The 26,923-nt window shown below is 70.7% G+C and carries 32 protein-coding genes; 10 read left to right on the forward strand and 22 right to left on the reverse strand.

Going from position 1 to position 26,923, the window contains the following annotated elements; all coding sequences use genetic code 11:
- Positions 1-38: 38 nt before the first annotated feature.
- Complete coding sequence (glyS, locus tag ABL310_RS16495; RefSeq protein ID WP_349368096.1) at positions 39-2,189, reverse strand: glycine--tRNA ligase subunit beta; 2,151 nt, start codon at positions 2,187-2,189, stop codon at positions 39-41.
- Between the two features lie 130 nt (positions 2,190-2,319).
- Between glyS and ABL310_RS16500 the strand changes: the two genes are divergently transcribed.
- Together ABL310_RS16500 and ABL310_RS16505 are read left to right on the forward strand one after the other, a co-directional pair.
- Positions 2,320-3,759: a protein adenylyltransferase SelO family protein gene (locus ABL310_RS16500; RefSeq protein ID WP_349368097.1), complete on the forward strand. Its 1,440-nt coding sequence runs from the start codon at positions 2,320-2,322 to the stop codon at positions 3,757-3,759.
- A gap of 83 nt (positions 3,760-3,842) precedes the next feature.
- Complete coding sequence (locus ABL310_RS16505; protein WP_349368098.1) at positions 3,843-4,376, forward strand: hypothetical protein; 534 nt, start codon at positions 3,843-3,845, stop codon at positions 4,374-4,376.
- A 71-nt stretch (positions 4,377-4,447) separates the two neighbouring features.
- Here ABL310_RS16505 and ABL310_RS16510 read toward each other — a convergent pair whose 3' ends face one another.
- Positions 4,448-4,639: a DUF465 domain-containing protein gene (locus ABL310_RS16510; protein WP_349368099.1), complete on the reverse strand. Its 192-nt coding sequence runs from the start codon at positions 4,637-4,639 to the stop codon at positions 4,448-4,450.
- 234 nt (positions 4,640-4,873) lie between these two features.
- Here ABL310_RS16510 and ABL310_RS16515 point away from each other — a divergent pair, with 234 nt between their 5' ends.
- From ABL310_RS16515 to ABL310_RS16525, 3 genes are read left to right on the forward strand one after another with little or no spacing between them, the layout of a single operon-like run.
- Entirely contained in the window at positions 4,874-5,053 is a 180-nt protein-coding gene (locus ABL310_RS16515; RefSeq protein WP_349372078.1) for a DUF465 domain-containing protein, read from the forward strand.
- Positions 5,054-5,098: 45 nt separating this feature from the next.
- Positions 5,099-5,608 carry a 5-(carboxyamino)imidazole ribonucleotide mutase gene (purE, locus tag ABL310_RS16520; RefSeq protein ID WP_349368100.1) on the forward strand — a complete coding sequence of 170 codons (510 nt, stop codon included), beginning with the start codon at positions 5,099-5,101 and terminating at the stop codon, positions 5,606-5,608.
- 22 nt (positions 5,609-5,630) lie between these two features.
- Complete coding sequence (locus ABL310_RS16525; protein WP_349368101.1) at positions 5,631-6,722, forward strand: 5-(carboxyamino)imidazole ribonucleotide synthase; 1,092 nt, start codon at positions 5,631-5,633, stop codon at positions 6,720-6,722.
- 28 nt (positions 6,723-6,750) lie between these two features.
- Here ABL310_RS16525 and ABL310_RS16530 read toward each other — a convergent pair whose 3' ends face one another.
- The 7 genes from ABL310_RS16530 to cutA form a co-directional block, all read right to left on the reverse strand.
- On the reverse strand, positions 6,751-7,821 hold the full coding sequence (locus ABL310_RS16530) for a putative zinc-binding metallopeptidase (protein ID WP_349368102.1): 1,071 nt from the start codon (positions 7,819-7,821) through the stop codon (positions 6,751-6,753).
- A gap of 143 nt (positions 7,822-7,964) precedes the next feature.
- Entirely contained in the window at positions 7,965-8,543 is a 579-nt protein-coding gene (locus ABL310_RS16535) for a TerD family protein (RefSeq protein ID WP_349368103.1), read from the reverse strand.
- Positions 8,544-8,632: 89 nt separating this feature from the next.
- Positions 8,633-9,616, reverse strand: coding sequence for a calcium/sodium antiporter (locus tag ABL310_RS16540; protein ID WP_349368104.1), 984 nt, complete (start codon positions 9,614-9,616; stop codon positions 8,633-8,635).
- Positions 9,617-9,736: 120 nt separating this feature from the next.
- Positions 9,737-10,189, reverse strand: coding sequence for a tellurite resistance TerB family protein (locus ABL310_RS16545; RefSeq protein WP_349368105.1), 453 nt, complete (start codon positions 10,187-10,189; stop codon positions 9,737-9,739).
- Positions 10,190-10,216: 27 nt separating this feature from the next.
- On the reverse strand, positions 10,217-11,539 hold the full coding sequence (locus tag ABL310_RS16550) for a TerD family protein (protein ID WP_349368106.1): 1,323 nt from the start codon (positions 11,537-11,539) through the stop codon (positions 10,217-10,219).
- A gap of 77 nt (positions 11,540-11,616) precedes the next feature.
- Entirely contained in the window at positions 11,617-12,204 is a 588-nt protein-coding gene (locus ABL310_RS16555; protein WP_349368107.1) for a TerD family protein, read from the reverse strand.
- 255 nt (positions 12,205-12,459) lie between these two features.
- Positions 12,460-12,777, reverse strand: coding sequence for a divalent-cation tolerance protein CutA (cutA, locus tag ABL310_RS16560; RefSeq protein ID WP_349368108.1), 318 nt, complete (start codon positions 12,775-12,777; stop codon positions 12,460-12,462).
- Between the two features lie 54 nt (positions 12,778-12,831).
- On the opposite strand from cutA, the gene ABL310_RS16565 reads away from it, so the two are divergent.
- The 4 genes from ABL310_RS16565 to ABL310_RS16580 are packed head-to-tail and all read left to right on the forward strand — an operon-like array spanning position 12,832 to position 15,435.
- Positions 12,832-13,602 (forward strand): NAD kinase, encoded by a 771-nt coding sequence (locus ABL310_RS16565; RefSeq protein ID WP_349368109.1) that lies wholly within the window; start codon positions 12,832-12,834, stop codon positions 13,600-13,602.
- Positions 13,599-14,126 (forward strand): response regulator, encoded by a 528-nt coding sequence (locus tag ABL310_RS16570; RefSeq protein WP_349368110.1) that lies wholly within the window; start codon positions 13,599-13,601, stop codon positions 14,124-14,126. The genes ABL310_RS16565 and ABL310_RS16570 overlap by 4 nt, the downstream gene beginning before the upstream one ends.
- A gap of 4 nt (positions 14,127-14,130) precedes the next feature.
- A complete protein-coding gene (locus ABL310_RS16575) occupies positions 14,131-14,688 on the forward strand; it encodes an Hpt domain-containing protein (protein ID WP_349368111.1) in 558 nt (185 codons plus the stop codon).
- 9 nt (positions 14,689-14,697) lie between these two features.
- Positions 14,698-15,435, forward strand: a complete 738-nt coding sequence (locus tag ABL310_RS16580) for an MBL fold metallo-hydrolase (protein ID WP_349368112.1) — start codon at positions 14,698-14,700, stop codon at positions 15,433-15,435.
- Between the two features lie 112 nt (positions 15,436-15,547).
- Here ABL310_RS16580 and ABL310_RS16585 read toward each other — a convergent pair.
- From ABL310_RS16585 to ABL310_RS16640, 12 genes are all read right to left on the reverse strand, one after another.
- Positions 15,548-16,500 (reverse strand): IS630 family transposase gene (locus ABL310_RS16585; RefSeq protein ID WP_349368113.1). Its coding sequence is split into 2 segments (ribosomal slippage): positions 15,548-16,158 and positions 16,158-16,500, totalling 954 coding nucleotides; the frame shifts between segments, so codons are not numbered across the junction.
- Between the two features lie 92 nt (positions 16,501-16,592).
- A complete protein-coding gene (locus ABL310_RS16590; RefSeq protein WP_349368114.1) occupies positions 16,593-16,970 on the reverse strand; it encodes a cell division protein ZapA in 378 nt (125 codons plus the stop codon).
- A 38-nt stretch (positions 16,971-17,008) separates the two neighbouring features.
- On the reverse strand, positions 17,009-17,296 hold the full coding sequence (locus tag ABL310_RS16595) for a DUF4164 family protein (RefSeq protein WP_349368115.1): 288 nt from the start codon (positions 17,294-17,296) through the stop codon (positions 17,009-17,011).
- Positions 17,297-17,433: 137 nt separating this feature from the next.
- Positions 17,434-17,655, reverse strand: coding sequence for a hypothetical protein (locus tag ABL310_RS16600; RefSeq protein ID WP_349368116.1), 222 nt, complete (start codon positions 17,653-17,655; stop codon positions 17,434-17,436).
- Between the two features lie 375 nt (positions 17,656-18,030).
- On the reverse strand, positions 18,031-19,614 hold the full coding sequence (locus ABL310_RS16605) for a DegQ family serine endoprotease (RefSeq protein WP_349368117.1): 1,584 nt from the start codon (positions 19,612-19,614) through the stop codon (positions 18,031-18,033).
- 138 nt (positions 19,615-19,752) lie between these two features.
- On the reverse strand, positions 19,753-19,941 hold the full coding sequence (locus ABL310_RS16610) for a DUF2065 domain-containing protein (RefSeq protein WP_349368118.1): 189 nt from the start codon (positions 19,939-19,941) through the stop codon (positions 19,753-19,755).
- A 31-nt stretch (positions 19,942-19,972) separates the two neighbouring features.
- Positions 19,973-21,061 carry a protease modulator HflC gene (locus ABL310_RS16615; protein WP_349368119.1) on the reverse strand — a complete coding sequence of 363 codons (1,089 nt, stop codon included), beginning with the start codon at positions 21,059-21,061 and terminating at the stop codon, positions 19,973-19,975.
- Positions 21,058-22,191, reverse strand: coding sequence for an FtsH protease activity modulator HflK (hflK, locus tag ABL310_RS16620; RefSeq protein ID WP_349368120.1), 1,134 nt, complete (start codon positions 22,189-22,191; stop codon positions 21,058-21,060). The genes ABL310_RS16615 and hflK overlap by 4 nt, the downstream gene beginning before the upstream one ends.
- Positions 22,192-22,315: 124 nt before the next feature.
- Positions 22,316-22,840, reverse strand: coding sequence for a dihydrofolate reductase (locus tag ABL310_RS16625; RefSeq protein WP_349368121.1), 525 nt, complete (start codon positions 22,838-22,840; stop codon positions 22,316-22,318).
- Entirely contained in the window at positions 22,837-23,337 is a 501-nt protein-coding gene (locus ABL310_RS16630; protein WP_349368122.1) for a GNAT family N-acetyltransferase, read from the reverse strand. The genes ABL310_RS16625 and ABL310_RS16630 overlap by 4 nt, the downstream gene beginning before the upstream one ends.
- Positions 23,334-23,981: an NAD(P)H-binding protein gene (locus tag ABL310_RS16635; RefSeq protein ID WP_349368123.1), complete on the reverse strand. Its 648-nt coding sequence runs from the start codon at positions 23,979-23,981 to the stop codon at positions 23,334-23,336. Before ABL310_RS16635 ends, ABL310_RS16630 begins: the two co-directional genes overlap by 4 nt.
- Before the next feature lie 34 nt (positions 23,982-24,015).
- Positions 24,016-24,486 carry a YbjN domain-containing protein gene (locus ABL310_RS16640; protein WP_349368124.1) on the reverse strand — a complete coding sequence of 157 codons (471 nt, stop codon included), beginning with the start codon at positions 24,484-24,486 and terminating at the stop codon, positions 24,016-24,018.
- 164 nt (positions 24,487-24,650) lie between these two features.
- On the opposite strand from ABL310_RS16640, the gene ABL310_RS16645 reads away from it, so the two are divergent.
- Positions 24,651-26,162: an FAD-dependent oxidoreductase gene (locus tag ABL310_RS16645; RefSeq protein ID WP_349368125.1), complete on the forward strand. Its 1,512-nt coding sequence runs from the start codon at positions 24,651-24,653 to the stop codon at positions 26,160-26,162.
- Positions 26,163-26,193: 31 nt separating this feature from the next.
- Here ABL310_RS16645 and ABL310_RS16650 read toward each other — a convergent pair whose 3' ends face one another.
- A complete protein-coding gene (locus ABL310_RS16650) occupies positions 26,194-26,880 on the reverse strand; it encodes a DUF599 family protein (protein ID WP_349368126.1) in 687 nt (228 codons plus the stop codon).
- Between the last annotated feature and the right edge of the window lie 43 nt (positions 26,881-26,923).

A 26,923-nucleotide genomic window follows, 5' to 3' on the forward strand; every position in this document is an offset into this window, starting at 1 on the left:
CGCGCAGGTGGCCGTGCGAGCGGCGAGGACGCGAGCGTTCACCCCTGGATCTTGTCGAAGTCCGCCACCGCGCGGGTGGCGCGCCGCAGGGCGGCGAGCAACCGCAGGCGGTTGGCGCGCAGGTCCGGGTCCTCGGCGTTCACAGTCACCGCGTCGAAGAAGGCGTCCACCGGCGCGCGCAGATGCGAGAGGGCCCGCATGGCGCCCTCGAAATCCTCCCGCGCGATCGCCGCCGAGGCCTCGCTCTGCGCCCTCTCGAGGGCAGAGAGCAGCGCCTTCTCCGCGGGCTCGCCGCGCGCGGCGACGAGGGCGGCGTCCGGTGCGGCGTCGTAGGACGTCCCGTCCTTCTTCTCCTCGATGCGCAGGATGTTCGCGGCCCGGCGATAGCCGGCGAGCAGGTTCGCGCCGTCCTCGGTGGCGAGGAAGCCGGCGAGCGCGTTCACCCGCTCGACGATCATCAGGAGGTCGTCCTGGCCTTCCAGTGCGAAGACCGCGTCGATCAGGTCGTGCTGCAGGCCCTCCTCGCGCAGGTGGACCTTGAGCCGATCGGCGAAGAAGGCGAGGAGGTCTGCGGCGAGGCGCGGGCGCTCGCGGGCGAGATCGGGGTCGCTCCAGGTCTCGCGCAGCTGCGGGCTCGCATGGCGGATCGCGCCGAGATGCATGCGCAGCACGGGGTCGAGCCGCAGCCGCAGCCGGTTCTCCAGCACCAGCCGGATCACCCCCAAAGCCGCGCGCCTGAGCCCGAACGGGTCGCGCGATCCCGTCGGCTTCTCGTCGATGGCCCAGAAGCCGGTGAGCAGGTCGAGCTTGTCGGCGAGCGCCACCGCCACCGAGACCGGCGCGGTGGGCGTGCGGTCGGAGGGGCCGAGCGGCTTGTAATGCTCCTCGAGCGCGGCGGCTACGGCCTCGTCCTCGCCCTGGAGCGCGGCGTAGGTGCGGCCCATCAGCCCCTGCAGCTCGGGAAATTCGCCCACCATCTCGGTGACGAGATCGGCCTTGGAGAGCCGCGCCGCCCGCTCCGCCTTGTCCGCATCCGCGCCCGCGACGTCGGCGAGCGAGCGGGCGAGCGCCGCCACCCGCTCCACCCGCTCGGCCACGGTGCCGAGCTTGTCGTGGAAGACGATCGCCTCGAGCTTGGGCAGCCGCGCCTCGAGCGGGGTCGCCTTGTCGGTCTCGAAGAAGAACTTCGCGTCCGAGAGCCGCGCGCGGACCACGCGCTCGTTGCCGGCGACGATGGCCTTGCCGCCGTCCCTCGCCTCGATGTTGGCGACGAGCACGAAGGAATTGGCGAGCTTGCCCGTCTCGCGGTCGCGCAGCACGAAGCACTTCTGGTTGGCGCGGATCGTGGCGCGGATCGCCTCCGCCGGGATGTCGAGGAAGCTCTCCTCGAAGGCGCCGAGCATCACCACCGGCCACTCGACCAGCCCCGCCACCTCCTCGAGCAGCGCCTCGTCCTCGACGAGCTCCAGCCCCCGGGCGAAGGCGAGGTCGCGGGCGTCGTGGAGGATGACGTCCTTGCGCTTGTCCGCGTCGACCTCGACCTTGGCCTTGCCGAGCGAGGCCGCCCAGTCGTCGAGCCGGCGCACGCGGATGGGCTCCGGCGCGTGGAAGCGGTGGCCGTAAGTGACGTCCCCGCTCTCCAGCCCGTCGACGGAGAAGCGCACCACCTCCGGCTCCTCGGTCTCCGGCCCGAACATGCACACGATGGCGCGCAGCGGCCGCACCCAGGTGAGCGCGCCCGGCTCCGCCGAGGCCGCGCCCCAGCGCATGGATTTCGGCCAGGGAAAGCGGCGGACGATATCGGGGAGGATCTCGGCCAGCACCTCCGGCGTCGGGCGCCCGGGGCGCTCGATCAGTGCCACGTAGAAGTCGCCCTTCTTCGGGTCGCTCTCGATCCTCGCCTCGTCGAGGGAGGCGAGGCCGGCGCTCTTGAGGAAGCCCTCGACCGCCTTCTCGGGCGCGCCGACGCGCGGACCCTTTCGCTCCTCGCGCACGTCCTGGCCCTTCGCGGGCAGCCCCGCCACGTGCAGCGCGATGCGGCGCGGGCCGTGGAAGCTCTTGGCGCCCTCGTAGAGGAAGCCGCGCTCCACCAGCGCGTCGGTGACGAGCCGGCGCAGGTCCTCGCCCGCCTTGCGCTGCATGCGCGCGGGGATTTCCTCGGAGAAGAGCTCGAGCAGGAGATCGGGCATGGAAACGGCCTCGGTACGGGCTCGCGGGAACGGCTGCGGCTGCGAATAGGCGCGCGACGGCCGGGACGCAAGCCCTGCGGCGTCGGCGCACGCCTTGCGCAGCCCCCTCGCGACGGGGCACGATACGGCCATGCCCGTCTCCCCCGCCTACCGCCCCGACCCGCGCCATCTCGCCCTCGGCGAGGCCTTCTACGATCCGGTCACGCCAGCGCCCTTCCCGGCGACGGTGACGCGCTACCGCAACCAGCGCTGGGCCGCCCGCGTCGGGCTCGATACGCTGGACGAGGCCGAATGGGTGGCACACCTCGCCCGCTTCGCGCCCCTGCCGGACAATGTCCCCGAGCCGCTGGCCCTGCGCTATCACGGCCACCAGTTCCAGTCCTACAACCCGGACCTCGGCGACGGCCGCGGCTTCCTCCATGCGCAGATCCGCGACGCCGAGGACGGCCGCCTGCTCGATCTCGGCACCAAGGGATCCGGCCAGACGCCCTATTCCCGCTTCGGCGACGGGCGGCTCACCCTCAAGGGCGGCGTGCGCGAGGTGCTGGCCACCGAGATGCTGGAGGCGCTCGGGGTCTACACCTCGAAATCGTTCTCGCTCGTCGAGACCGGCGAGGCCTTGATGCGCAACGACGAGCCCTCCCCCACCCGCTCGTCGGTGCTGGTGCGGCTGTCGCATTCCCACATCCGCATCGGCACCTTCCAGCGCCTCGCCTTCCACAACGAGGGCGCGGCCTTGGAGAAGCTGATCGCCTATTGCATCGAGACCTACCAGCCGCGGGCCGCCGCGCATCCGAACCCGGCGGCGGGCCTCCTCGCCGCCGTGACGGAGGACGTGGCGAAGATGGGCGCCGAGTGGTTCCAGGCGGGCTTCGTCCACGGCGTGCTCAACACCGACAACACCACCATCACCGGCGAGAGCTTCGATTACGGCCCCTGGCGCTTCCTGCCGGAACTCGATCCCGGCTTCACCGCCGCCTATTTCGACCAGACCGGCCTCTACGCCTTCGGCCGCCAGCCCGCCGCCCTCTACTGGAACCTCTGCCGGCTGGCCGATTGCCTGCGCCACCTCGCCGACGAGGAGGCGCTCGCCGCCGCGCTCGAGCCCTTCGGCGCAGCCTTCGACGCCCATCTCGGCCGCCTCACCCGCGCCCGCCTCGCTCTCGACCCCGACGACGAGAGCGGCGTCGACGCCCCGGCCTTCTTCTACCGCGCGCTCGCCCGCACCCGACTGCCCTTCGAGCGCGCCTTCTTCGACCTCATCGGCGGCGCCGACCCGACCCGCATCGCCGCGAGCCCCCACGCGGAGGCCTATGCCGGCGCGGACTGGGCCGAGGCGATCGCGGCGATTCGCGGAGCGAAGCCGCATCCGCGGCGGGAGGAGGCGCTGGCGCATCCGTATTTCGCGCGCGAGGCGCCGGTGACGATGCTGATCGACGAGGTGGAGGCGGTTTGGGCGCGGATCGCGGAGGGGGACGATTGGGGGGCGTTCGCGGGGAAGATCGCGGAGGTGGGGGAGATGCGGGGAGCGTATGGGGTGTTGGTGGATGAGGTAGGGCGACATCCGTAGGGGCCCGCGAACTAGCCGACGTTTGCAATTTTGACTTGTCTCGCTAGTGTTGGTGTCATGCGCTTTCATTGAGGGAGTGAGACATGGCATCGACGACAAGTAGCGCCATAACGGCCTTTGCGGCGGCGGCATTCGGCTCCCTCGCAACGATATTCGTCGGCGGGCTCGACTATTTTAATAGAAACAAGGAGCTGGACATCGAATTAGTCAATATTGGTCTTTCGATCCTGCGTGGAGACGCTACAGGCGACGAAAATTCAATCTATGCTAGACGTTTTGCACTTCGCATCTTAAATCAATACACTGGAGCTCCAATACCAGATGAAGAATTTGAAGCATGGGCACGCCAGGGGAGCACTCCGTTTCTAAAAACCGCTGAATTTTCTGACGCGGAAGATCTTCGCTCTCTGGCATCGGGAATTATGTACCTATACGGAATCTGTCTGGGCACGGAAGGCATATTGGTTGGTGATCATGTTGAGCCTGAATCGACTGCTGAGCTGCGTGCAGTGAGCGTCGATAAGTTAACTGCTTCGCTGAAAGTATGTAACGAGCTAATCGATACCGTAGTCGCTACGGGTACGCACGAAGAGGCTTGGAACACGTTTCGAAGATAGTAAAAACCGCCGCCTGGTTCCCCAAGCGGCGGCGACGCTGTCGGGGCGATACGCGCCCCTCGTCCTGGCCGTCAGTGCAGCGTGGCGGCTTCCTTCTCGGCGCCGCGCAGGCGGGCCATCTCGTCCTTGAGGACGAGCTTCTTGCGCTTGAGCTGAGCGATCTCGGTGTCGCTCGTCGAAGGGCTGGTCACCGCCTTCTGGATCTCCTGCTCGAGAGCCTGGTGCTTACGCTCGAGCTCGGCCAAGTGGCTATTCAGCGACATGCGTCGTCTCCCTTCCCAAAGTTCGGGTTCGAACGGCTCCATGCTCTCACACATTTGTTCGCCTGTCGAAGCTTTCATTTGTTGCGCCGCAACCTGAAAGCGTTAAAAGCTCACGCTTCCGCCGCTTGACGCGGCGACGCTTTTGCCGCTCTTGGTGAGGGCGCGCGCGCTGCGCGAGAACCGTTGCAGAGCTGGAGACGACGGGTGGACGGCGCCGAGGAGACCGCAGAGCTGATGGCCGAGCTGGCTCGGCTGAAGGAGGAGCATCGCGACCTCGATCGGGCGATCGAGGCGCTCGAGACCTCGCCCGTGCACGACCGCCTGCAACTCCAGCGCTTGAAGAAGCGCAAGCTCACGCTCCGGGACCGAATCCATCGGATCGAGGACGAGATCCTGCCCGACATCATCGCCTGAGGGCGTGCGCTCGAGGCGCGGAGGGTTCCGCGCGAGAGGAAAGCCATGACCGACGCCAGCACCGCCGCACGCGCTCCCGTCGCCATCATCATGGGCAGCCAGTCCGACTGGGCGACGATGCGGCACGCGGCCGAGACGCTCGATGCGCTCGGCGTCGCCTACGACGCGCGGATCGTCTCCGCCCATCGAACGCCCGATCGGCTCTACGCCTTCGCCAAGGGCGCCCAGGGGGAGGGCTTCAAGATCGTCATCGCCGGGGCGGGCGGCGCGGCGCACCTGCCGGGCATGGCGGCGGCGCTGACGCCGCTGCCTGTCTTCGGCGTGCCGGTCGAATCGAAGGCGCTCTCGGGGGTCGACAGCCTGCATTCCATCGTGCAGATGCCGGCGGGCATCCCGGTCGGCACGCTCGCCATCGGCCGCGCCGGGGCCGTCAACGCCGCGTTGCTGGCGGCGGCCGTTCTGGCGCTGACCGACGAGGCGCTGGCCGGACGGCTCGAGGCCTGGCGCGCGCGCCAGAGCGAATCGGTGGCCGAGCGCCCCGTCGACGAGGCGTGAGAACCCGCGAGGAGGACCGACCATGACCCGCATCGCCCCCGGAGACGTCATCGGCATCCTCGGCGGCGGCCAGCTCGGCCGCATGATCGCGGTGGAGGCCGCGCGGCTCGGCCTCGACGTCCACGTCTTCAACGACGACCCGAGGAGCCCCGCCTTCCACGTCGCCGCCCGCGCCACGACGGCGGATTTCGCGGACACCGAGGCGCTGGCGGAATTCGCCAAGGGCTGCGCCGTCGTCACCTACGAGTTCGAGAACGTCCCCGTCGCCGCGGCGGAGGCGGTGGCCGCGCACGCACCGCTGCGCCCCGGCGCCAAGGCGCTGGCGACGGCGCAGGACCGGCTCGCCGAGAAGAGCTTCGTCGCCGATCTCGGCATCGCCGTCGCGCCCTTTCGCGCGGTGGACGACGCGGCCTCGCTCGCGCGCGCCCTCGACGAGATCGGCCGCCCGGCCGTGCTGAAGACCCGCCGCTTCGGCTACGACGGCAAGGGCCAGGCCGTGATTCGCGAGGGCGACGATGCGGACGCCGCCTTCGCCGCCATCGGCGGGAAGCCCGCGATCCTGGAGGGTTTCGTGCCCTTCGCGGCGGAGGTCTCCGTCGTCGCCGCGCGCGCGGCGGACGGCACGCTCGCCGCCTACGACCTGTGCGCGAACCGTCACGAGGGCGGCATCCTGGCGCAGACGACGGTCCCCGCCGCCGTCTCGCCCGCCACCGAGGCCGCCGCGCGCGACATCGCCGCGCGGATCGGCGAGGCGCTCGACTATGTCGGCGTCTTCGCGGTGGAGATGTTCCTCGTGCGCGAGGGCGGGGAGGAGCGGCTCGTCGTCAACGAGATGGCGCCGCGGGTGCACAATTCCGGGCACTGGACGGATGTCGGCGCGCAGACCTCCCAGTTCGAGCAGCACGTGCGCGCCGTCTGCGGCTGGCCGCTCGGCCCGACGACGCGGCGCGCGCCGCGGGTGACGATGGAGAACCTCGTCGGCGCGGAGGTGGAGGCCTGGCGCGACCTCCTCGCCGATCCGGCGGCGCGGCTCACGCTCTACGGCAAGGGCGAGGCCCGGCCGGGGCGTAAGATGGGGCACGTGACGCGCCTATCCGGCGCCGGTGAGGGCTGAGCCGCGGGCTCGTCCCGGCTTCGTCCCGTCACGCCCCGCGCGCGGCGCGAACGCGGGCGTGGACGAAGGCGAGCTTCTCGATCGCCGCGGGCGCGAGGGTGAAGGGGTAGAGATCCGGCTGGCCCATGGAGCGGTTGAGCGCGTTCACCGCGAAGGTCAGCGGGGCCCAGGCGTCGACGAGGCGGGCGAGCTCGGGCTCGTGATGCGGGTCGAAGGGCACGCTGGTGGACAGGTCCTCCGCCGCCGGGTGGCGCGGCTTCAGCCGCAGGCCGAAGGCGCCCGCGGTCTCCAGCGTGTCGACCATGTGCAGGTAATGTGCGAAGGTCTCGGCCCAGTCCTCCCAGGCGTGCGCGCTGGCATAGGCGCTGACCTGACGCGTCGCCCAGTCCGCCGGCGGCCCTTCGGAATAGTGGCGCTGCAGGGCTGCGCCGTAATCCGTGCGCTCGTCGCCGAACAGGGCGCGGAAGGCGTCGAGCGCGCCGGCCTCCTCCACCAGCTTCGTCCAGTAATAGTGCCCGACCTCGTGACGCAGGTGCCCCAGCAGCGTGCGGTAGGGCTCGCCCATGGCCGAGCGGCGCGCCTCGCGCTCGCTGTCGTCCGCCTCGGCGACGGCGATGGTGACGAGGCCGTTGTCGTGCCCGGTCATCACCCCGGGCGCGCCCGGGGCCGGCGGATCGGCCAGGAAGTCGAAGGCGAGGCCCTTCGGGTCCTCGGGCCGGCGGGTGAGCGGCAGGCCGAGGGCGAGGAGCGTGTAGAACAGGCGCTTCTTCGCCGCCTCCAGCTTGCGCCAGCGACCGAGATTGGAATCCTGCGTCAGGTCGGGGATGACGTGATTGTGCCGGCAGGCGTGGCAGAAGCGGCTCTCGCCCGCGCCCTCGGCGGGCAGCAGCCAGGTGCAGGCGCCGTAGGCGGCGTTGGCGCAGAACAGGTAGGCCCGGCCTCCCGGCTCGCCCTGGACGCGCCAGACCTCGCCGTCGAGCGCGACGGCGAGCAGCCGCCCGGCCGCGGGATCGTAGCCGAGCCGCGCGGCGCATTGCGGGCAGGCCGCGTCCTCGAACTGGAGCGGCGCGCCGCAGGCGGTGCAGGCGAAGAGCTTCATGTCTCCGGTTTCCCCGATCTGAGCCCCCATCCCCTCCGCACGCAAACGCGCTCCGGCCGGGGAACGACACGCGACGAAACGAAACGGCCGCCGCGGTCGCTCCGACCGGGCGGCCGTCTCGCGTCGGCGCGCGAGGGGCGCGATCAGCCCACGTTCACGCCGTGATGCTTGGCGAGCGGGCCGAGCCCGCCGGCGAAGCCCTGGCCGACGGCCTTGAACTTCCACTCGTCGCCGTGGCGATAGACCTCGCCGAAGATCATCGCCGTCTCGACGGAGGCGTCCTCGGAGAGGTCGTAGCGGGCGATCTCGGCGCCGCCGGCCGCGTTCACGACGCGGATGAAGGCGTTGGAGACCTGGCCGAAATTCTGCTTGCGGGTCTCGCCCTCGTGGATCGTCACGCTGAAGACGAGCTTCTTGACGTCGGCGGGGACCTTCGAGAGGTCGACCTTGACCTGCTCGTCGTCGCCCTCGCCCTCGCCGGAGCGGTTGTCGCCGGTGTGCTCGACGGAGCCGTCGCCGCCGACCTTGTTGTTGTAGAAGATGAAGTCCTGGTCGGTGCGGACCTTGCCGTCGTCCTTGACCAGGAAGACGCTCGCGTCGAGGTCGAACTCGGCGCCGTCGGTGGCGCGCGGATCCCAGCCGAGGCCGACGATGACGTTCGTCAGGCCGGGGGCCTCCTTGGAGAGGGATACGTTGCCGCCCTTCGAGAGAGAAACACCCATTGTCGTCTCCTTCCGGTGTTGCGCGGCCCGTGGGCGGGCCGCCTCGTGAACCAGTCTATCGGACCCGTGCATCGGGCCCATGCCTCGGATCAGGCGAACAGGAGATCCTGATACGAGTACAGGATGAAGGCGAAGTACGCGACCAGCATGGCGACGCCCATCGGCCGGCCGATCTTCGAGACCGTCAGCATCCAGGCGGCGAAGGCGAAGGTCACGCCCGCCATCACCCACATGTCGAGATCGACCAGCGTCTCGTCGATCACGAGCGGCTTGATCATGGCCGTAATGCCGATGATCGAGAGGATGTTGAACAGGTTCGAGCCGACGATGTTGCCGATGATCATGTTGGTCTGGCGCTTCACCGCCGCCGCGAGGCAGGTCGAGAGCTCGGGCAGCGAGGTGCCGATGGCGATGACGGTGAGGCCGATCACCGCCTCGGGCACGCCGAGCGCGCTGCCTGCGGCGACCGCGCCCTGCACCAGCATCTCCGAGCCGATCACGAGCGCGGCGAGGCCCGCGAGCAGGAAACCGACGCCCTTGGCGGCCGAGTCGATGCCCTTCTCGTCGATATCCTCGTCGTGCTCGTCTTCCTCGCCGCCGCCTTCGTCCTTCCAGTACTGGTAGGCGATGAAGGCGACGAGAAGCCCGAACATGCCGAAGCCGGCCCAGCGCGGCACGATGCCGTAGAGCATCAGCGCGACCAGGATCACGGTCGCGACCAGCATCATGCCCATGTCGCGCACCAGCTCGGACGGCTTGCCGTGCAGGGCGAAGACCACCGCGGTGGCGCCGATGATCAGAAGGACGTTGGCGATGTTCGAGCCGACGATGTTGCCGAGCGAGATGCCCGGGAAGCCGGTGAGGTTGGCGTTGACCGAGGTGAACAGCTCGGGCGCCGAGGTGCCGAAGGCGACGATGGTCGCCCCGATGAAGAGCTTCGAGAGCCCTGCGCGCTCCGCGATGAAGGCGGCCGCATCCACCGTCCAGTCGCCTCCCTTGATGAGCAGGAAGAGGCCGAAGGCGATGGCGCCGAAGGCGAGCACCGCCAGCTGATAGTCACCGATCTCGTTCATGGACGCGCGGAGGCTCCGGGGAGTTGCGGGAGGGAATGGGGTGCGGGGGGTGGCCGCCGATGCGCGATCCCCGGCCGTCGCCGGCCGGGGATGACACGCGTCGCGCCCGTCCTCACCCGATCAGAGATCGAAGTCGGCGGGGTCGAGGGAGAGCTCGCGGGCGATGGTGCGCACCACGGCCTTCTCGTTGTCGTCGAAATCGCCGTCGGAGGCGCCGATGGCGATGCACACGCGCACCATGACGCGGGCCGCGTCCGGCTTGTCGCGCAGCTTGCCGACGTGCTTGAGCGCCTCGGCCTTGCCGATCTCGGCGTCGAACTCGAACTTCTCGGTGATCTTCTTGAAGAAGGCGATCACCTCCTCCATCTTGAAGACCTTCAGCTCGTCTGAATTCTCGATGTATTTCATCATCTTCTGCTTTTCGGACGAGGAGATGTCCCCGTCCGCGGCGGCGACCAGGGCGCAGCCGGAGACCACGGCCTCCATGAACTCGCGGTTCTTGAAGCGTCCGACCTCGGTCTGCAGCGCCTCGCGCGCCTTGGCCACGTTGGTCTTGAGCCAGTCGAGCACCATGATCGTCGTCCTTCCCTCGTGTCGCCTCTACTTGGAGCCACGCGTCCAGCGCATGCCCCAATTGAAGGCCTGGTCCATCGGCATGTGATTCTGAAAATACTTGACCTCGCGTGACACGCGCATCTGCCCGCCGACGTTCTCGAGCAGGGTGACGGCGCACATGCCCATGTTCGAGGTCTCGTCGAGGCGCACCTCGACGGGGGGCTGGTCGGGGGCGTAGACCGTGACCACGCCGTCGGTCGCGGCCCAGTTGGGCGCGCCCTCGTAGATGAAGGCGTAGACCAGGATGCGGCGGATCTCGTCCCAGTGGCGGCCGTTGATGCGCAGCCATTCGCCGTCGGCGCTCTGGCCGGTGCGGTCGTCGGCGGAGAGCTGCACGAAGGGCGGACCGTCGAAGAAGCCGAAGGAATCGCCCAGCGCCTGGACGGCGCCCTTGCGGCCGTCGGCGAGCTCGAACAGGCAGCCGAGATCGAGGTCGACGCCCTTGGGCTTGCCGAAGCCGAAGAAGCCGCCGCCGCCGGAGGGCGGGGCCTGATTCCGGTTCCAGTTCAGGTTGATGCGCACCTCGCCGTAGCCGCCGGCTGCGGCGGGTTTCTTGGCGAGATCGATGGATTTCCGCTCTTTCGTGAGCGTCACCTTCGAGAGGTTGATAGACGCCGCAGCGGGTGCAGCAGAGCGTTTCTCTTCCGCCGCGCCGGCGCCGACGCGGGGCACGCTGGGCGGGCGGGCGGTGGAGGGCGGCGGAGGAGGTGACGCAGGGGAAGGAGGCGGCGGGGGCGGCGGGGGCGGCGCGGCCTCGGGCTCCTCGTCGACGACGACGCCGAAGCTCTCGGCGAGCGGCTTCAGGCCGCCGGCGAAGCCCTGGCCGACCGCACGGAACTTCCACTGGCCGTTGCGCAGGTAGAGCTCGCCGAGGATCAGCGCCGTCTCGCTCATGCCGGCGGTCTCGACCCTGTAGGTCGCGACCGGCGACCCGCCGTCGAGGACGGCGATCTCGAGGCCGGCGACCTGGGCGAAGGAGAGCTTGCGCCGGGCGCCGTCGTGGATCGTGGCGGTGACGGCGACCTTCTCGACGCCGGCGGGCATGGAGCCGAAGGCGACGGCGAAGGTGGTCTCCTTCGCGCCGCCGTCGGCGGGGGCGTTCTGGGAGGTGAGCCGCACGGCGTGGCCGGGGCCGTCGGGCTGGCCGTAGAACACCATGTCCGCGTCGCCGGAGACCTTGCCGGTCCCCTGCAGCAGGAAGGCGGACACGTCGATCTCGGGAACGGCGCCGGACGGCGTGAAGCGGACCCGGACGACGGGCTGGCTGGCGTTCACCGGCGCGTTCGCGCCCTTCGTGAGCTCGGTCACGGTCTCACCCCCTCGAGATCGTCGGCCAAGGAAAATTGGCGCGCCACGGCGAGCGTCGCCGTGGCGCGCCCTCCGACTCAGATATGAGCGAGCGCCGCGCCCGCAAGATCCTGGGCCGTGCGGCCCGTGGCGGGCGCGCCGATCGCCTTCATGGTCCATTCCCCGGACGCACGGCTGACGACCGCCATGACGACGCCGGTATGCGCGCCCTGCTCGGTGAGGGTGTAGCGGGCGATCTCCTTGCCGGCGCGCTCGTCGACGAGGCGGCAGAAGGCGTTCTCGACCTCGTTGAAGCTCTGGCCGCGGAAGGAGTTGACGGTGAAGACCAGCGTCTGCACCGCGGCGGGCAGGCGATCGAGATCGACCGCGATCGTCTCGTCGTCGCCCTCGCCCTCGCCGGTGAGGTTGTCGCCGGAATGGACGATCGCGCCGTCGTTCGACTTGAGCTGGCGGAACCAGACGATGTCGGTCAGCTGCTTGCCCTGGTCGAACATCAGGCAGGAGGCGTCGAGGTCGATGTCCCCGCCGCCGCCGCCGAGGAGGCCGGAGAGGAAGCCGCCCTTCTTCTTCACCGGATCCCAGCCGAGGCCCATGCGGACCTTGGAGAGCCCGGCGCTCTCCTTGGCGAGCGAGATGGTTTGACCCTTGGACAACGAAATCGCCACGGCGCGCCTCCCGAAAGTTGGAGCTGGATGTCTGGAGATGTTCGGCTGAAATGTCGCTCTGGATTTCCCTTGCACGGTTAAGTGCTTGCGCGATCGAATCCTGTCAAGCCGCCACGCTCGGAAACAGTGCGCGAGACGTTAACCCCAAATTACGTCCAGCGCACGCGTTTTCGGCCCCGTCCGTCTGGCCGAACGCCCCCGGCGCGCGTCCGAGCACCCTCCATCCCTGTGAGCGAGCAGGATCGGCGGCCCGCCTCACCCGCCCGTCGCGCCGAGCAGCCATTCCGTCGTCGGGCCGTCGGCGCCGACGGAGAGGAAGAACACGACCGGCGTGTCGTAGGGGTGATGCTCGCGGATGGCGGCGGCGACCTGCTCGGCGAGACCCTTGCGGGTCTTGACGAGACCGATCAGCTCGTGCGCCTCCTCGATCGCCCCCTGCCAGGCGTAGACGCTGCGCATGCCCGGGATCAGGTTGACGCAGGCGGCGAGCCCGCGCTCGACGAGAACGCGGGAGACCGCGCCCGCGGCGGCCTCGTCGGGAAAGGTCGTGTAGACGAAGAGCGGCTCATCCATGCTATTCCTACCTCTCGCGAATCCCCGGGCCCGGCCGATAGGTGGCGCATTCCGATGAGCCGTGACAAGACGATCGCCATCGTCGCGAGCCAGAATCCCGAAGCCGAGGCGGCGGCGGAGCGCCTGCGCGCGCTCTATCCCAACGTCTCGCCCGAGCATGCGGACATCGTCGTCGCGCTCGGCGGCGACGGGCTGATGCTGCAGACGCTCCACCTGTTCATGGGGGTCGAGAAGCCGATCTACGGCATGAACCGCGGCTCCGTCGGCTTCCTGATGAACGACTACCGCGAGGACGGCCTGATGGAGCGCCTCGCCGCCGCGCAGCGGGCGATCATCCATCCGCTGCTGATGACGGCGGTGGACGTGCAGGGCAAGACCCACACGGCGCGGGCGATCAACGAGGTCTCGATGCTGCGCCAGACCCACCAGGCCGCCAAGCTGTCCATCGCGGTGGACGGCAAGGTGCGCATGCCCGAGCTGATCGCCGACGGCATCCTGGTGTCGACGCCCGCCGGGTCGACGGCCTACAACTTCTCCACCGGCGGGCCGATCCTGCCGCTGAACGCGCCGCTCCTCGCGCTCACCCCGATCTCGGCCTTCCGCCCGCGGCGCTGGCGCGGGGCGCTGCTGCCGGACCACGCGCGGGTGACCATCGAGGTGAAGGAGGCGGATCTGCGCCCGGTCGCGGCGGTGGCCGACCACACCGAGTTCCGCCGCGTCGCCAAGGTCGAGGCCTCTCTCGACCGCACCATCGATCTCGTCATGCTCCACGATCCCGGCCACGGGCTCGACGAGCGCATCCTGCGCGAGCAGTTCGGGCCGTGAGCGAAGATCCATCCCTCGAGAACGCCCCTTCCCTCCCGGACGCCGCCGGCATGCGCATCGCCTTCGAACGTCTCTCCGTCGTCGTGGCCGAGGACGACCCGTTCTTCCGGCGTCTTCTGGTGGCCTGGCTCGAGGCCTTCGGCGCGAAGAGCGTGCGCGCGGCGGCCGACGGGGCCCGCGCCTTCGACATGATCCAGGCCGCGCCGGCGGATCTCGTCGTGACCGACTGGGAGATGCCCGGCCTCGACGGCATCGGCCTGACGAAGCGCCTGCGCGATCGCACCGCGAGCCCGAGCCCCTTCGTGCCGATCCTGATGGTGACGAGCTACGCCGAGCGCGGGCGGGTGATGAAGGCCATGCGCGCGGGGGTGAGCGGCTACCTCGTCAAGCCGGCGACGCCGCGGGCCTTCTACGAGCGCCTCCTCGCCATCTGCGCCGACACGCGCCCCTTCGTGGCGACGCCGCATTATTTCGGGCCCGACCGCAGCCGCCCGCAGGCCTTCGCGGCCGATCCGGAGGGGTGAGGCGATGCGCATCATCCCCGCACCGGGACGAGAGAAGGGCGCCGGAAAAGGCGGCCGCACCGGGCCGGCGCCGCGTCGCCGCGAGATCGTGCCGGTCCCCGAGAGCCTGCGCGCGAAGGCGCTCGCCTTCGACCGCGACACGGTCGAGGCGCTGGACGAGGCGGCCGCCCGGGCCGAGGCCGCGGAGGAGGAGGTGCGCGCCGCCTTCGCCGGGCATCTCGGCGAGGAGATCGAGCGCCTCGCCGACGCCGTCGCGGCGCTCTCGGCGGGCGGGCGCGGGAACGCCGGCGCGCGATCGCGCGTCTACCGGCTGGCGCACCGGCTGCGGGGCACGGCGGCGGCTTTCGAGGCCGGGCTCCTCGCCCGGATGGCGGGAAGCCTCGCGCGGCTCCTGGAGCGCGCCGAGGGAAAGGCGCCGCCGGCGCTGATCGCCGCGCATGTCGACGCGCTGCGCGCCGCGGAGCGGCGCGGGACGCCGCCGGAGGACCCCGTCGCGACGGCGCTCGCGGGCGAGCTGGAGGCGGCGGTGACGAAGGCGGCGGAGAAGGCGCGGCGCAAATAGGAGGTCCGGATGCGGGTGCGGGTGATCGGCTGCGGGGACGCCTTCGGCTCGGGCGGGCGCTTCAACACCTGCTTCCTCGTCGAGCGCGGCGAGGCGAGCCTGTGCCTCGATTTCGGCGCGACGTCGCTGGTGGCGTTGAAGCGCGCTGGCGTCGACCCGGGCGCGATCGCGGCGGTCGCGATCAGCCATCTCCACGGCGATCATTTCGGCGGCCTGCCCTTCCTGATCCTCGACCAGATGATCGCCGGCCGCACGCGTCCCCTCGTCCTGCTCGGACCGCCCGGCCTCGCGGCGCGGCTGGAGGCCGCCACGCGGGCGCTGTATCCGGGCGCCTGGGAGGCGGAGCGCCGCTACGGCCTCGACATCCGCGAGATCGCGCCCGGCGCGACCACGCCCGTGCCCGAAATCGACGCGACGCTGACCACCGCCCTCGTCGAGCATCAGAGCGGCGCGCCGGCGACGGCGCTGCGCCTCGCCTGCGACGGGCGGATCCTCGCCTATTCGGGCGACACGGGGTGGGTGGACACGCTGCCCGGCATCGCCGCCGGCGCGGACCTCTTCTTCGTCATGTGCTACCGCCCCGGCGCGGGCGGCGAGGGGCATCTCGGCTGGGAGACGCTCGCGCCCGAGCTGCCCGCGCTCGGCGCCAAGCGCGTCGTGCTCACCCACATGTCCGAGGCGATGCTCGCCGAGGCCGCGCGGCTCGGGCTCGACGCGGCGCAGGACGGGATGACGATCGAGGTCTAGAGCGTCTCCCGACCTGATGAGATCAGGTCGGCGCTCTAGCGTTCCTCAGTGGAGCATCATCTCGTCCACCAACCGGATTCCACTTGATGGGATGATGCTCTAGAGCAGATTCTCACCACTCGGGTTCATATCCTGCTGCGGTGAAGAAGTTCGCGCATTCCTCTGGCGGGAAGGCTTCGATGGCGTCGGCGACGGCGCTCCAGAGGGCGTCGCGCGTCCGGGCGGCGACCTTCCTGAGCAGGGCCTTCAGCTTGGCGAAGGCGTTCTCGATGGGGTTGAAGTCCGGGCTGTAGGGCGGCAGGAAGCGCAGCTCGGCTCCGGCCGCCTCGATGGCCTCGCGCACGGCGGGGGTCTTGTGGCTGGCGAGGTTGTCCATGATCACCACGTCGCCGGGGCTCAGCGTCGGAACCAGGACCTGCTGGACGTAGGCGAGGAAGCTCGCCGCGTTGATCGCGCCGTCGATCAGCATCGGCGCGTCGATCCCGCCGATCCTGAGCCCGGCCACGAAGGTCGTGGTGCGCCAATGGCCGTGAGGGATGCCGGCGCGCAGGCGCTCGCCTTCGGGGGCGCGGCCCCGCAACCGCGCCATCTTGGTGTTGAGCCAGGTCTCGTCGATGAAGATCAGCCGCTCCGGGTCGAGCTCGGGCTGCTCCTCGAACCAGGCCTCGCGGGCCGCGGCGACGTCGGCGCGGTCCTGCTCGCTGGCGTGGCCGGACTTTTTTTGAACGTCAGGCCGTGGCGGCCGAAGAAGCGGTGCACCGTCGAGGGCGCGAAGCGCTCGCCGTGCTCGCGCTCGAGCCGCTCGGCGATCTCGACGAGGGTGAGATCCGGCGCCTCCTCCACCATCGCGAGGATGACCGGGCCGAGCGCCTCGATCCGCCCGGACCGCGTGTCGCCGCCTTGCGCCCGCGGCGCGACCGAGCCCGTCTCGCGCCGAAGGTTGAACCACTTCACCGCCGCGGACGGCGCGATCCCGAAGCGGTCCGCCGCGGCCCGGCGGCTCATGCCGGCATCGACCGCAGCGAGGACGCGCTGCCTCAGATCCATCGAGAGGGGCTTCGTCATGGCGGCTGGCCTCCTCCGCCAGCCTCTACCGTGAATCACGAACTGGCCTCGAAGGGAATCCCCCGCGCGATTCCATCAGGAAGCGATCTGCTCTAGCTCTCCTGGCCCGGCCCGCCGATCGCCAGCCCGCGGGCCAGACGCTCGATCCGGTCCGCGGCCTTGACCACGGCGTCGGAGACGCGGTCGTCGCTCGCCTGGCGGCGCTCGTCGGCGCCGGCGAGGAGGGTCGAGAGCTCGGCTTTCTCGGCCTCGAGCGCCGTGATGCGCGCCTGCGCGTCGACGAGCAGGTCGGCGAAGGTGAGCGCCGCCATCACCTGCAGGCGCATGTCGCCGATCTCGCCGAAGGCCTCGCGCATCTCCGTGATCTTGGCGTCGAGCATGCCGGCAAGGCCCTCGAGGCGCTCCTCCTCGCCCTCCCCGCAGGCCATGCGGTAGGTCTTGCCGGCGATGAGGACGGTGATCTGCGGCACGGGCGGGCTCCGGTGGGGACGGCGTGAGAGATGCGGCCTCAGAGATGCGGGGCGGCGCCGGCTTCCTCGAGCACGGCGCGCACGGCTGCGGCGGCGCGTCCGACGCGCGCCTCGACGTCGCGGGTCGTCGCCTCGAGCGCCTCCACGCGGCGGCTGGCGCTCTCGAGATCGACCGCGAGGCGGGCGCGGTCGTCCTGCATGATCTGCAGCTCGGTCTCGAGGTCGGCGCGGCTGCGCTCCGCCTCGAGCCGCCGCGTCACCGCGGCCTCGAGCACGCCGAGCGCCGATTCCAGCCGCTTGAGCGCCTCGTCGAGCGGGACGGCCATGCGCGCGCTCCCCTGATGATCGATCCTCGCGCGAGAGTACGGCCCGAATCGAAAAGCGGCAAGCTTTCGCCTGCCGCTTTCCACGGATGTTCGTTGCACGATTTCCGTGCTTTAGCGCCTCGCGCTCACGCGCCGGATCAGGCCGCGCGGAGCTCGACGCCCTTCACGGGCAGCTGGAACCGCTCGGCCAGATGCCAGCGCAGCTCGCGCAGCGACTGGTAGGCATAGGAGCGGTCGATCAGATGGCTGAGGTCGCGCTTGGCGGCGCCGTCGGCGGCGTAGAGGCGCGCGACGGTGAAGGCCTCGGCCTCCGCCTCGGGAAGGTCGGTGATCTGGGGATGAAATTCGAACTGCATCATCTTGGCGTCTTCGTTCTTCTTGTGTGGCCTCCGTGAATCGAGCGCGGCCACCTCACGTGGCGCGAACGTGCCGGAACTCGGCGACAGGCGCGTGACAGGGCGGCGCACTGCTCGATTTCGGAGCGGGTTCGTCGAACGCCGCGGCTCGGCCCACGGTTCCGGTATCTTCCGGCCCAGGCGGGCGAAGCGAAGCAGGCGCTGTTCTGCGCCGGCTGCGGCGCGCGCGTCGCTCGTGCGACGTCGCGATGAAGCCAAGATGGGGACGCCAGCTCGAAATTGCAAGGCTAATCGGCAGGGGGGACGCGAAAACGCCCGCGACGCGGGTCGCGGGCGTGATTCTCGTCGTCTCGGCGATCGGGAGAGACCGGCCGCCCGTCAGTTCCGATCCTGATCGCCGCCGTCGTCCTCGTTCATCGCCAGCGCCACGAAGCGGACCTCGCCCTGGGCGTCGGAGACGAGGAGCAGCGCCGAGCGGCGCCCCTCCTCGCGCAGCGTCTCGAGGCGCTCGGCGACCTCCTCGGGGCTGCGCACGGGCTCCTGGCCGACCTCGAGGATCACGTCGCCGGCGCTGATCCGCCGCTCGGCGGCGGCCGAGAGCGGCTCGACGTCGGTGACGACCACGCCCTCGATGTCGTCGGCGATGGAGTAGCGATCACGCAGCTCGTCGGTGATTCCGGAGAGCTCCATCCCGAGCGCCTCGCGCACCGCCGTGGGCGCGTCCTGCTCGGACGGGTCGGAGAGGGCCGCCTCCTGGGTGCTCTCGCGCAGGCGCGCGATGGTGACGTCGATGGTCACGGGCTCGCCGCGGCGGACGACCTCGACGTCGACCTCCTTGCCCACCGGCGTGTTGGCGACGATGCGCGGCAGGTCGCGGGAGGACTCGACCGCCTTGCCGTCGAACGAGACGATGACGTCGCCCGTCTCGATGCCGGCCGCCTGGGCCGGCCCCTCCGGATCGACGCCGGCGACGAGCGCGCCGCGGGCCTCGTCGAGGCCCAGCGCGTCGGCGGTGGTCTCGTCGATGTTCTGGATGCGCACGCCGAGCCAGCCGCGCCGCGTCTCGCCGAACTCGCGCAGCTGCTCGATCACCGGCAGCGCGGTGGCGGTCGGGATGGAGAAGCCGATGCCGACGGAGCCGCCGGTGGGCGAGAGGATCGCCGTGTTGATGCCGACGACCTCGCCGCGCATGTTGAACAGCGGCCCGCCGGAATTGCCGCGGTTGATGGCCGCGTCGGTCTGGATGTAGTTGTCGTAGGGGCCGCTCGCGATGTCGCGGGCGCGGGCCGAGACGATGCCGGCGGACACCGAGCCGCCCAGGCCGAAGGGGTTGCCGATCGCCACGACCCAGTCGCCGATGCGCATGGTCTCGGAATCGCCGAACGGGACGTAGGGCAGCTCGACGTCGCTCTCGATCTTGATGACGGCGAGGTCGATCGCCGCATCGGTGCCGATCACCTCGGCGTCGTAGGTCGTCCCGTCGGCGAACACGACCTCGATCTCGTCGGCGTCGCCGATGACGTGGTTGTTGGTGACGATCACGCCCGTCGGGTCGATGACGAAGCCCGAGCCGAGCGAGTTCGAGCGCCGCGGCATGCGCGGCATGTTCTCGCCGCGCCGGTTGAAGAATTCCTCGAACAGGTCCTCGAAGGGCGTGCCCGGGGGCAATTGCGGCATGAAGCGCTCGTCGACGTCCGCCGTGGTCGCCGCCTGGATGTTGACGACCGCCGGGATCACACGATCGACGAGATCCGCGAAGCTTTCGGGCGCGTTCGGGAAAGGCGTCGGCGTGATCTGCTGGGCGGGCGCGATGGTGGCGGTCTGGGCCTGCGCGGCGCAGAACGGGGCGAGCGCGAGCGCCGCCGCGGCGGCGATCCCGAGGGAGGCGCGCCGCAGACGCGACGTCCGATCCCGACTGGTCAGTCCCGCGCCATGGGCGAGCGTCGACACGGCCTCGTGCATCGTGAACCCTCTTTTCAGCGTATGACGGCCGTTCTCGGCCGCTCGGAGCGCGACCGTGGGCCGCGATCATGGCGTCAACGCGGTCGCGCCGGATGCGGGCCAAGATCGACCCGCGCCGATCCGGGGTCAAGGGCGCGATCAGCCGCCCCGGATCAGCCAGACGATCCCCACCCCGACGATCGCCGAGACGAGCCCGACGATCCGCATGCGCTCGCTGGGGGTCTCGGCGGCGGCGATCATGGCGCGCTTCACGCCCTCGGGGAACGCCGCGAACAAAAGGCCCTCGACCGCGAGGACGAGGCCGAGGGCGACGACGAGATCCGTCATGCGAAGGAGCGGGCGCGCGCGGCGCGCCCGATCACTGCGCCACCGCCGGCGCGGCGGCGGCCGCGGAGGCCGGCGTCGCCGCCGGCTCCTCGGCCTCGATCGGCGGCGGGACGGAGGCCGTGGCCTCCGCGGCGCCGGCGTCCTCGCCCGGAGCGGCGGGCGCGGGCGCCGCGCTCACCGGGCCCGGAGCCGGCTCCTGCGCCCCGGCCGGCGGCGGCAGGGTGCTCTGCCCGCCCTGGCGCCGGCCCGACGGGTCGGTGAAGAAGCGGAAGAACTCCGAATCGGGCGAGAGCACGATGCGCGAATCGGCGATGTCGGTGCGGGTCAGCGCGTTCTCGTAGGCGAGCATCGAGCGGTAGAAGGCGAAGAACTCCGGATCGACGCTGTAGGAGCCCGCGAGCACGCGGTTGCGCTCGGCGTCGCCCGCGCCGCGCAGCTCCTCGGCCGTGCGGTTCGCCTCGGCGAGGATGACCGTCACGTCGCGGTCCGCGCGGGCGCGGATCGAGGCGGCGCGCTGTGCGCCCTGGGCGCGCAGGTCCGCGGCCTCGCGCTCACGCTCCGTCTGCATGCGGCGGAACACCGCCTCGGCGTTGGCCGTCGGCAGGTCGACGCGGGTGAGGCGCACGTCGATGACCTCGATGCCGAGCTGGGCCGCCTGCCGGTCGACGATGTCCTGGATGCGCTCCATCAGCTCGACGCGGTTCGTGCGGATGATTTCCGGGAACGAGGCGTTGGCGAGCACGTTACGCATCGCGGAGTTGATGAACGACTGCAGGCGGGCGTTCGCGTTGGTGAGGTTGTTCACCGCCTGGTAGAACCGCAGCGGGTCGGTGATGCGGTAGCGCGAGAAGGCGTCGACCTCGAGGTTCTGCCGGTCGGCGGAGAGCACCGTCTGCGGCTGCAGGTCGAGCGCCAGGACCCGCTTCTCGATCGGCAGCACCACGTCGATGAAGGGCGCCTTCACGTAGAGGCCGGGCTCGGTGATGACGTTGCGCACGGCGCCGAAGCGCAGCACGACGGCCTGCTCGGTCTCGCGGACGGTGAACAGGGCTGCCCAGGCGACGACGATCGCGACGACCAGGACGATGATCGCGCCGAGGCGCAGGATCGGGTTTCTCATCGCGTGGCTCCCTGGGACTCGAGACGACGCTGGACCTCCGGCAGCGGCAGGTAGGGCACGACGCCTTCGCCCTGGCCGTTCTGGTCGATCAGCACCTTGTCGGTGTTGCCGAACACCCGCTCCATCGTCTCGAGGAAGAGACGATCGCGCGTGATCTGCGGCGCGTTGGCGTATTCGGCGTAGATCTGGTTGAAGCGGGCGGCCTGACCCTCGGCCTGGTTCACGACCTGCTCGCGATAGCCTTCGGCCTGCTGGACGATGCGCGCGGCCTCGCCTCGGGCCTCGGGAACGACGCGGCTCGCGTAGGTCTCGGCCTCGTTCTGGAGGCGCACCAGGTCCTGCTGGGCGGCGTTGACGTCGAGGAACGCTTCGCGCACCTGCGCCGGCGGCACGGCCGCCTGCAGCTGCACGACGCGGATGATCACGCCGGCGCCGTACTGATCCAGCGACTGCTGCATCAGGTCCTGGACCTCGGCGGTGATCTCGCCCTGCTCGGTGGTGAGGATCGCCTGGATGTCGCGGCGGCCGATAACCTCGCGCATCGACGACTGGGCGATCGAGTCGATGGTCGCCTCGGGGTTGGCGATGTTGAAGACGAAATTGTCGGCGTTGGCCGGGTCGATCTGCCACTGCACGTCGAAGTCGATGTCGACGATGTTCTCGTCGCCGGTCAGCATCAGCGATTCCTCGAGGACGTCGCGCTGCTGGCCCGGACTGACGGAGCGGTAGCCGATCTCGGTGCGGTTGACCTGCGTGACGTTCGGCTTGACGACCTCGCCGATCGGGAAGGGCAGGTTGTAGTTCAGGCCCGGCGCCGTCTGGCCGACGAAGCGGCCGAAGATCAGGTTGAGGCCGACCTCGTTCGGGCGGACCGTGTAGAAGCCCGTGAGCAGCCATACCGCCACGACCGCGACGAGGATCAGCGCGATCCCCTTGCCGCCGAGGCCGCCGCCGCCGGGAACGATGTTGCGCAGCCGGTCCTGGCTGCGGCGCAGGATCTCCTCGAGATCGGGCTGGTTGCCGCCGCCGCCGCCGCCCGTCGGGCCGCCGCCTCCGCCGCCGCCCCAGGGTCCTCCCGACCCGCCGCCGCGCTGGCCCCAGGGGCCGCCGCTCTGGTTGCTCCAAGGCATCGTGCGCCTTTCCCTCTCGTCAGAACCGAAAAATACTTGTCTGGCGTGTGTATCCGGCCGCGCGACCCGAGTCTCCCGGACGCCGCGACCGCCAAGCCTGAGGTGGGGCTTCGCGGGCGCGAAGTCAATCGGACGAGCGCGCCGCTTTCCGTTCCAAGTCGATGAAGGCGAAGGCGTGTTCGTCCTCCGGACCGGCCGGATGCGGCTCGTGGAAGGTCTCACGAAACGCGTTCCGGTCAAAGTCCGGAAACACGGCGTCGCCCTCGGGCTCGGCCTCGACCCGGGTCAGATACAATTTGGAGGCGTAGGGCAGCGCCAGGGCGTAGATCTCCCCGCCCCCGGCCACCACGATCTCGGCGGCTCCCATGCGCGCGGCGATGGTGTCGGCGACCGCCATCGCCGTGTCGAGGCTCTGGGCGGTGTGGACGCCCGGCGCCTCGAAATCCGGGTCGCGGGTGAGCACCACGGTCTCGCGCCCCGGCAGGGGCTTGCCGATCGACTCGAAGGTCTTGCGGCCCATGATCAGCGGCTTGCCCATGGTGAGCGCGCGAAATCGCCGCAGATCGCTCCTGAGGCGCCAGACCAGCTGGTTCTCGCGGCCGATCACGCCGTTGCGCGCCACGGCGGCGACGAGGACGACGGGCTTCATGCCGCACCCTCCCGCGGCGCCGCGTCCGCCAGCCGCTCCAGCGCCTCCCCGGTCACCCGCATCACCGTCCATTCGTCCATCGGGATCGCGCCGAGCGACCTGTAGAAGGCGATGGACGGCGCGTTCCAGTCGAGCACCCACCATTCGAGCCGGGCCAGCCCCTCCTCGCGGCAGCGCGCGGCGAGGCGCACGAGCAGCGCCTTGCCGATGCCGCGGCCGCGCGCGCTCTCCCGGACGTAGAGATCCTCGAGATAGAGGCCGTGCCGGCCGCGAAAGGTGGAGAAGTTGTAGAACCACAGCGCGAAGCCGACGGGCTCGCCGTCCCATTCGGCGATGTCGCAGAAGACGAGCGGGCGCTCGCCGAAGAGCGACGCGTCCAGCATCGCCTCGGTGGCGTCGACCTCGTGCGAGAGGCGCTCGTAGTCGGCGAGCTCGCGCACGAAGCCGAAGACCAGCGGCGCGTCGCCGGGCCGCGCGGGGCGGATCGAAAGGCTCATCGTCCGTCCCCGCCCGTGATCGCCACGGCGCGACGCGACCAGCGATGCTCGGCGAGCGCCCGCAGGAGGCAATCGGCGCAGTCCGCGCGGCTGATCGTGCCGCCGTTGAAGCCGGTGAGATCCTCGAGCACGCGATAGGTCCCGGTATAGGGGCCATGGGTCAAAACGACCGGGCGGATGACGGTCCAGTCCCGGTCGGAGGCGCGCAGGAGCTCCTCCTGCCGGGTCTTGTCGGCGTAGATCGCGCCGAGCGCGAAGGGCATGGCGACGGCGTCGTAGAGAAAGCCGCCGTGCCCGCGGCTGTCGCCCGAGCCGACGCCGGTGATCACGCCGATGCGCATGACGCCCCTCGCGCGCATGGCGTCGAGGAGCCGCTCGGTGCTCTGCGAGAAGATCGTCACCGGCTTGCCGACGTCGGGGCCGTACGATCCCGCGCCGAGGCAATAGGCGACGGCGTTGGCGCGCTCCAGCGCCTCCTCGGCGACGCCTTCCTCCAGGATCGAGCCGCGCACGTGAGTGAGATTGTCGGCCGCGGCCGGGCCGAGGCTCCGGCCCACCGCGACGACGTGGTGTCCCGCGGCCCGGGCCTGCTCGGAAAGCGCCTTCCCGATGCCCCGCGTCGCGCCGATGATGGTCAGCCGCATGTCTCTCCTCGAGCCGGCGCGGGAGCGCCGGCGGTCAATTGTTGGCGGCGAAGTCCGCGAACTCGCGCATCAGGTCCGACCAGACCACGAACGTGTCGTCGAGGTTAGCGCGCGAGACGCCGTGAGCAAGGTTGACGGTGATCTCGACGACGTAGTCGCCCTCATCGTCGACATAGGCGCGGCCGAAGATCGCGTTCTTGTTGAAGTCGTTCACGGCGTCGAGCGAGGACGACTCGACGTCCCAGATGGCGCTGAACAGGATCGTGTCGCAGCCGGCGTTCTTCTCGCAGCCGTAGAAGTAGACGCTGTAGACGTTCCCGTCGATGCGCCCCTGAAGCAGCGGATCGCCCACCGGGTCCGTCTCCAGCGCGGCGGAACCGAAGCCGCGGGCGAGATCGAGGATCGCCTGCGGATCCGAGCCGTCGATCGCGGACTGCGCGGACACGCCGCTCGCCCCCAGAACCATCGCCGCGGCGAAAGCCGCGATCCGACCATGACGCGCCATGGCGCCCTCCCCCCTTCGATCGGCGACGTTTCGCCGCGCGGCGCACGCTACGCCGCGGCGGGCGGGCCGGCAAGCGTCCGCGGCATGCGATCGGGCGCGGCCCCATTCGGCCTCCTCTCGCGTTGTGTCCCCAGCCGAGGCGACACGACGAGAGGACGAGACAGATGACCGAACGACACGGCGCCTTCCCGCAGACGATGGACATCGAGGCCGGCGTGCCGCTCGCCGATCTCCCCGACGGCGCCACCGTCGCCGGCGAATGGCGGGGCGAGAAGGTCCTCGTCGCCCGGCGCGGCGAGGAGGTGCTCGCGGTGGGCGCGTCGTGCACGCATCTCGGCGGGCCGCTGGCGAAGGGGCTCGTGGTCGAGGACACCGTGCGCTGCCCCTGGCACCACGCCTGCTTCTCGCTGCGCACCGGCCGCGCGCTCGAGGCGCCCGCCTTCGATTCCCTTCCGCGCTACGCGGTCGAGATCCGCGACGACCGCGTCTTCCTCGTCGACGAGATCGCGCCCGATCCGGGCAAGGGGCTCGCGCACGGGGAGGACCGCATCGTCATCGTCGGCGGCGGCGCGGCCGGCTTCGCGGCGGCGGACCAGCTGCGGCGGGAGGGCTATGCGGGCGCGGTGGTGATCCTCTCGGAGGACGCCGACCCGCCCTACGACCGCACCATGCTGTCGAAGGCCTTCCTGCAGGGCGGCAAGAGCGCGGACGCGCTCGACATCGCCACGGAGGGCGGGCTCGAGGGGGTCGACGTCCGTCTGGCCACGCGGGTGAGCGCGATCGACACCGCGGCGAAGACCGTGACCCTCGCCGACGGCGGCGCGCTGTCCTACGCGAAGCTCCTCCTCGCCACCGGCGGCGAGCCGAACGCGCCCGAATTTCCCGGCGCCGACCACGAGGCGGTGCGCCTCCTGCGCTCCTTGCGCGACGCCGAGGGGATCGTCTCGCGGCTCTCCGACGGCGCGCGCGTCGTGATCATGGGCGCGAGCTTCATCGGCATGGAGGCCGCGGCGGCGCTGACGAAGCGCGGCTTGGCCGTGACGGTCGTCGCGCCGCAGGACAAGCCGATGGCGGGCGTGTTCGGCGAGGCCTTCTCCGACATGCTGCGCGCGCTCCACGAGGAGAACGGCGTGACCTTCCGGCTCGGGCGCACGATCGAGGGCTACGAGAACGGCGAGGCCGTGCTCGACGACGGCGCCCGGCTGCCGGCGGATCTCGTCCTCGTCGGCATCGGCGTGCGGCCGCGCACGGCCTTGGCCGAGGCGGCGGGGCTCGAAGTGGAGAACGGGGTCGTGGTCGATGCGACGATGCGCACCAGCGCCGAGGACGTCTACGCCGCCGGCGACATCGCCGCCTTCCCCGACCCGGTCGGCGGGGAGCGCATCCGGGTCGAGCACTGGGTCGTCGCCCAGCGCCTCGGCCAGACCGCGGCGCTCGCCATGATGGGCCGCGTCGCCGCCTACGACGACCCGCCCTTCTTCTGGACGAAGCAGTACGACCTCTCCGTCCGCTATGTCGGCCACGCGAAGGGGTTCGACCGCGTCGAGATCGAGGGCGACCCGTCGGCCCGCGACGCCCTCGCCCGCTTCATCGTCGACGGCGAGACCCGCGCCGTCGCCACCGCCGGCCGCGACGCCGCGGCGCTGGAGGAGAGCGAGGCGATGCGCCGGGGGTGAGAGGGCGCGGCGGGGACATCTGTCCGGGTCGTCATCCCCCGTCCAGCGCGTGCAGCGCGTCGGAGGCGAACTGGCGCAGGGCCATCACGACGAGCACCGCGGCCGTGGCGACGATCAGGACCCACGGGCCGACGAACCAGCCGAGATAGCCCAGCGCGAAGAAGAAGGCCCGCTGGCCGCGGTTGAAGTGGCGACCGGCGACGATGGTCATCTCGGCCGCGCGCTCCGCGCCGATCTCCGCCTCGGGCGCCGCCGCGTCCTGGGGCACGGCGCCGAGCAGGATCGCGGCGTAGTTGAACAGCCGGTAGGACCAGGCGAACTTGAAGAAGGCGTAGACGAAGATCACGCCGAGCCCGAACACCTTCGCCTCGAAGGCGAGTCGGGTCGTGGCGACGCCGAAGGGCAGGTCCGCGAACAGGGCGAGCGCGGTCTCCGTCGCCTGGATCAGCGCCAGCACGCCGCCGACGGCGAACAGCGCGGTCGAGGCGAAGAAGGCCGCGCCCGATTGCAGCGAGGCCATGATGGTGGAATCGACGATCCGGTTCTCGCGCGCGAGCAGCTGGCGCATCCACGCGCGGCGATGCTCCGCCATGCGGGTGTTCAGCGAGCGGCGCGACGGCCCGAGGCGCTCGACGGCGAGATGGTAGCCGCCCCAGGCCGCGAGGAAGAACAGGAGCGCGACGAGATCGAGCCGCGTGAACCCCTCGACCGCCTCCATGCCCTCGCCTCCCCGCCTTGCGCCCCGGCGCGCCCTGCGCCAC

It is taken from the genome of Salinarimonas sp. (genome assembly GCF_040111675.1).
Taxonomy (GTDB): Bacteria; Pseudomonadota; Alphaproteobacteria; order Rhizobiales; family Beijerinckiaceae; genus Salinarimonas.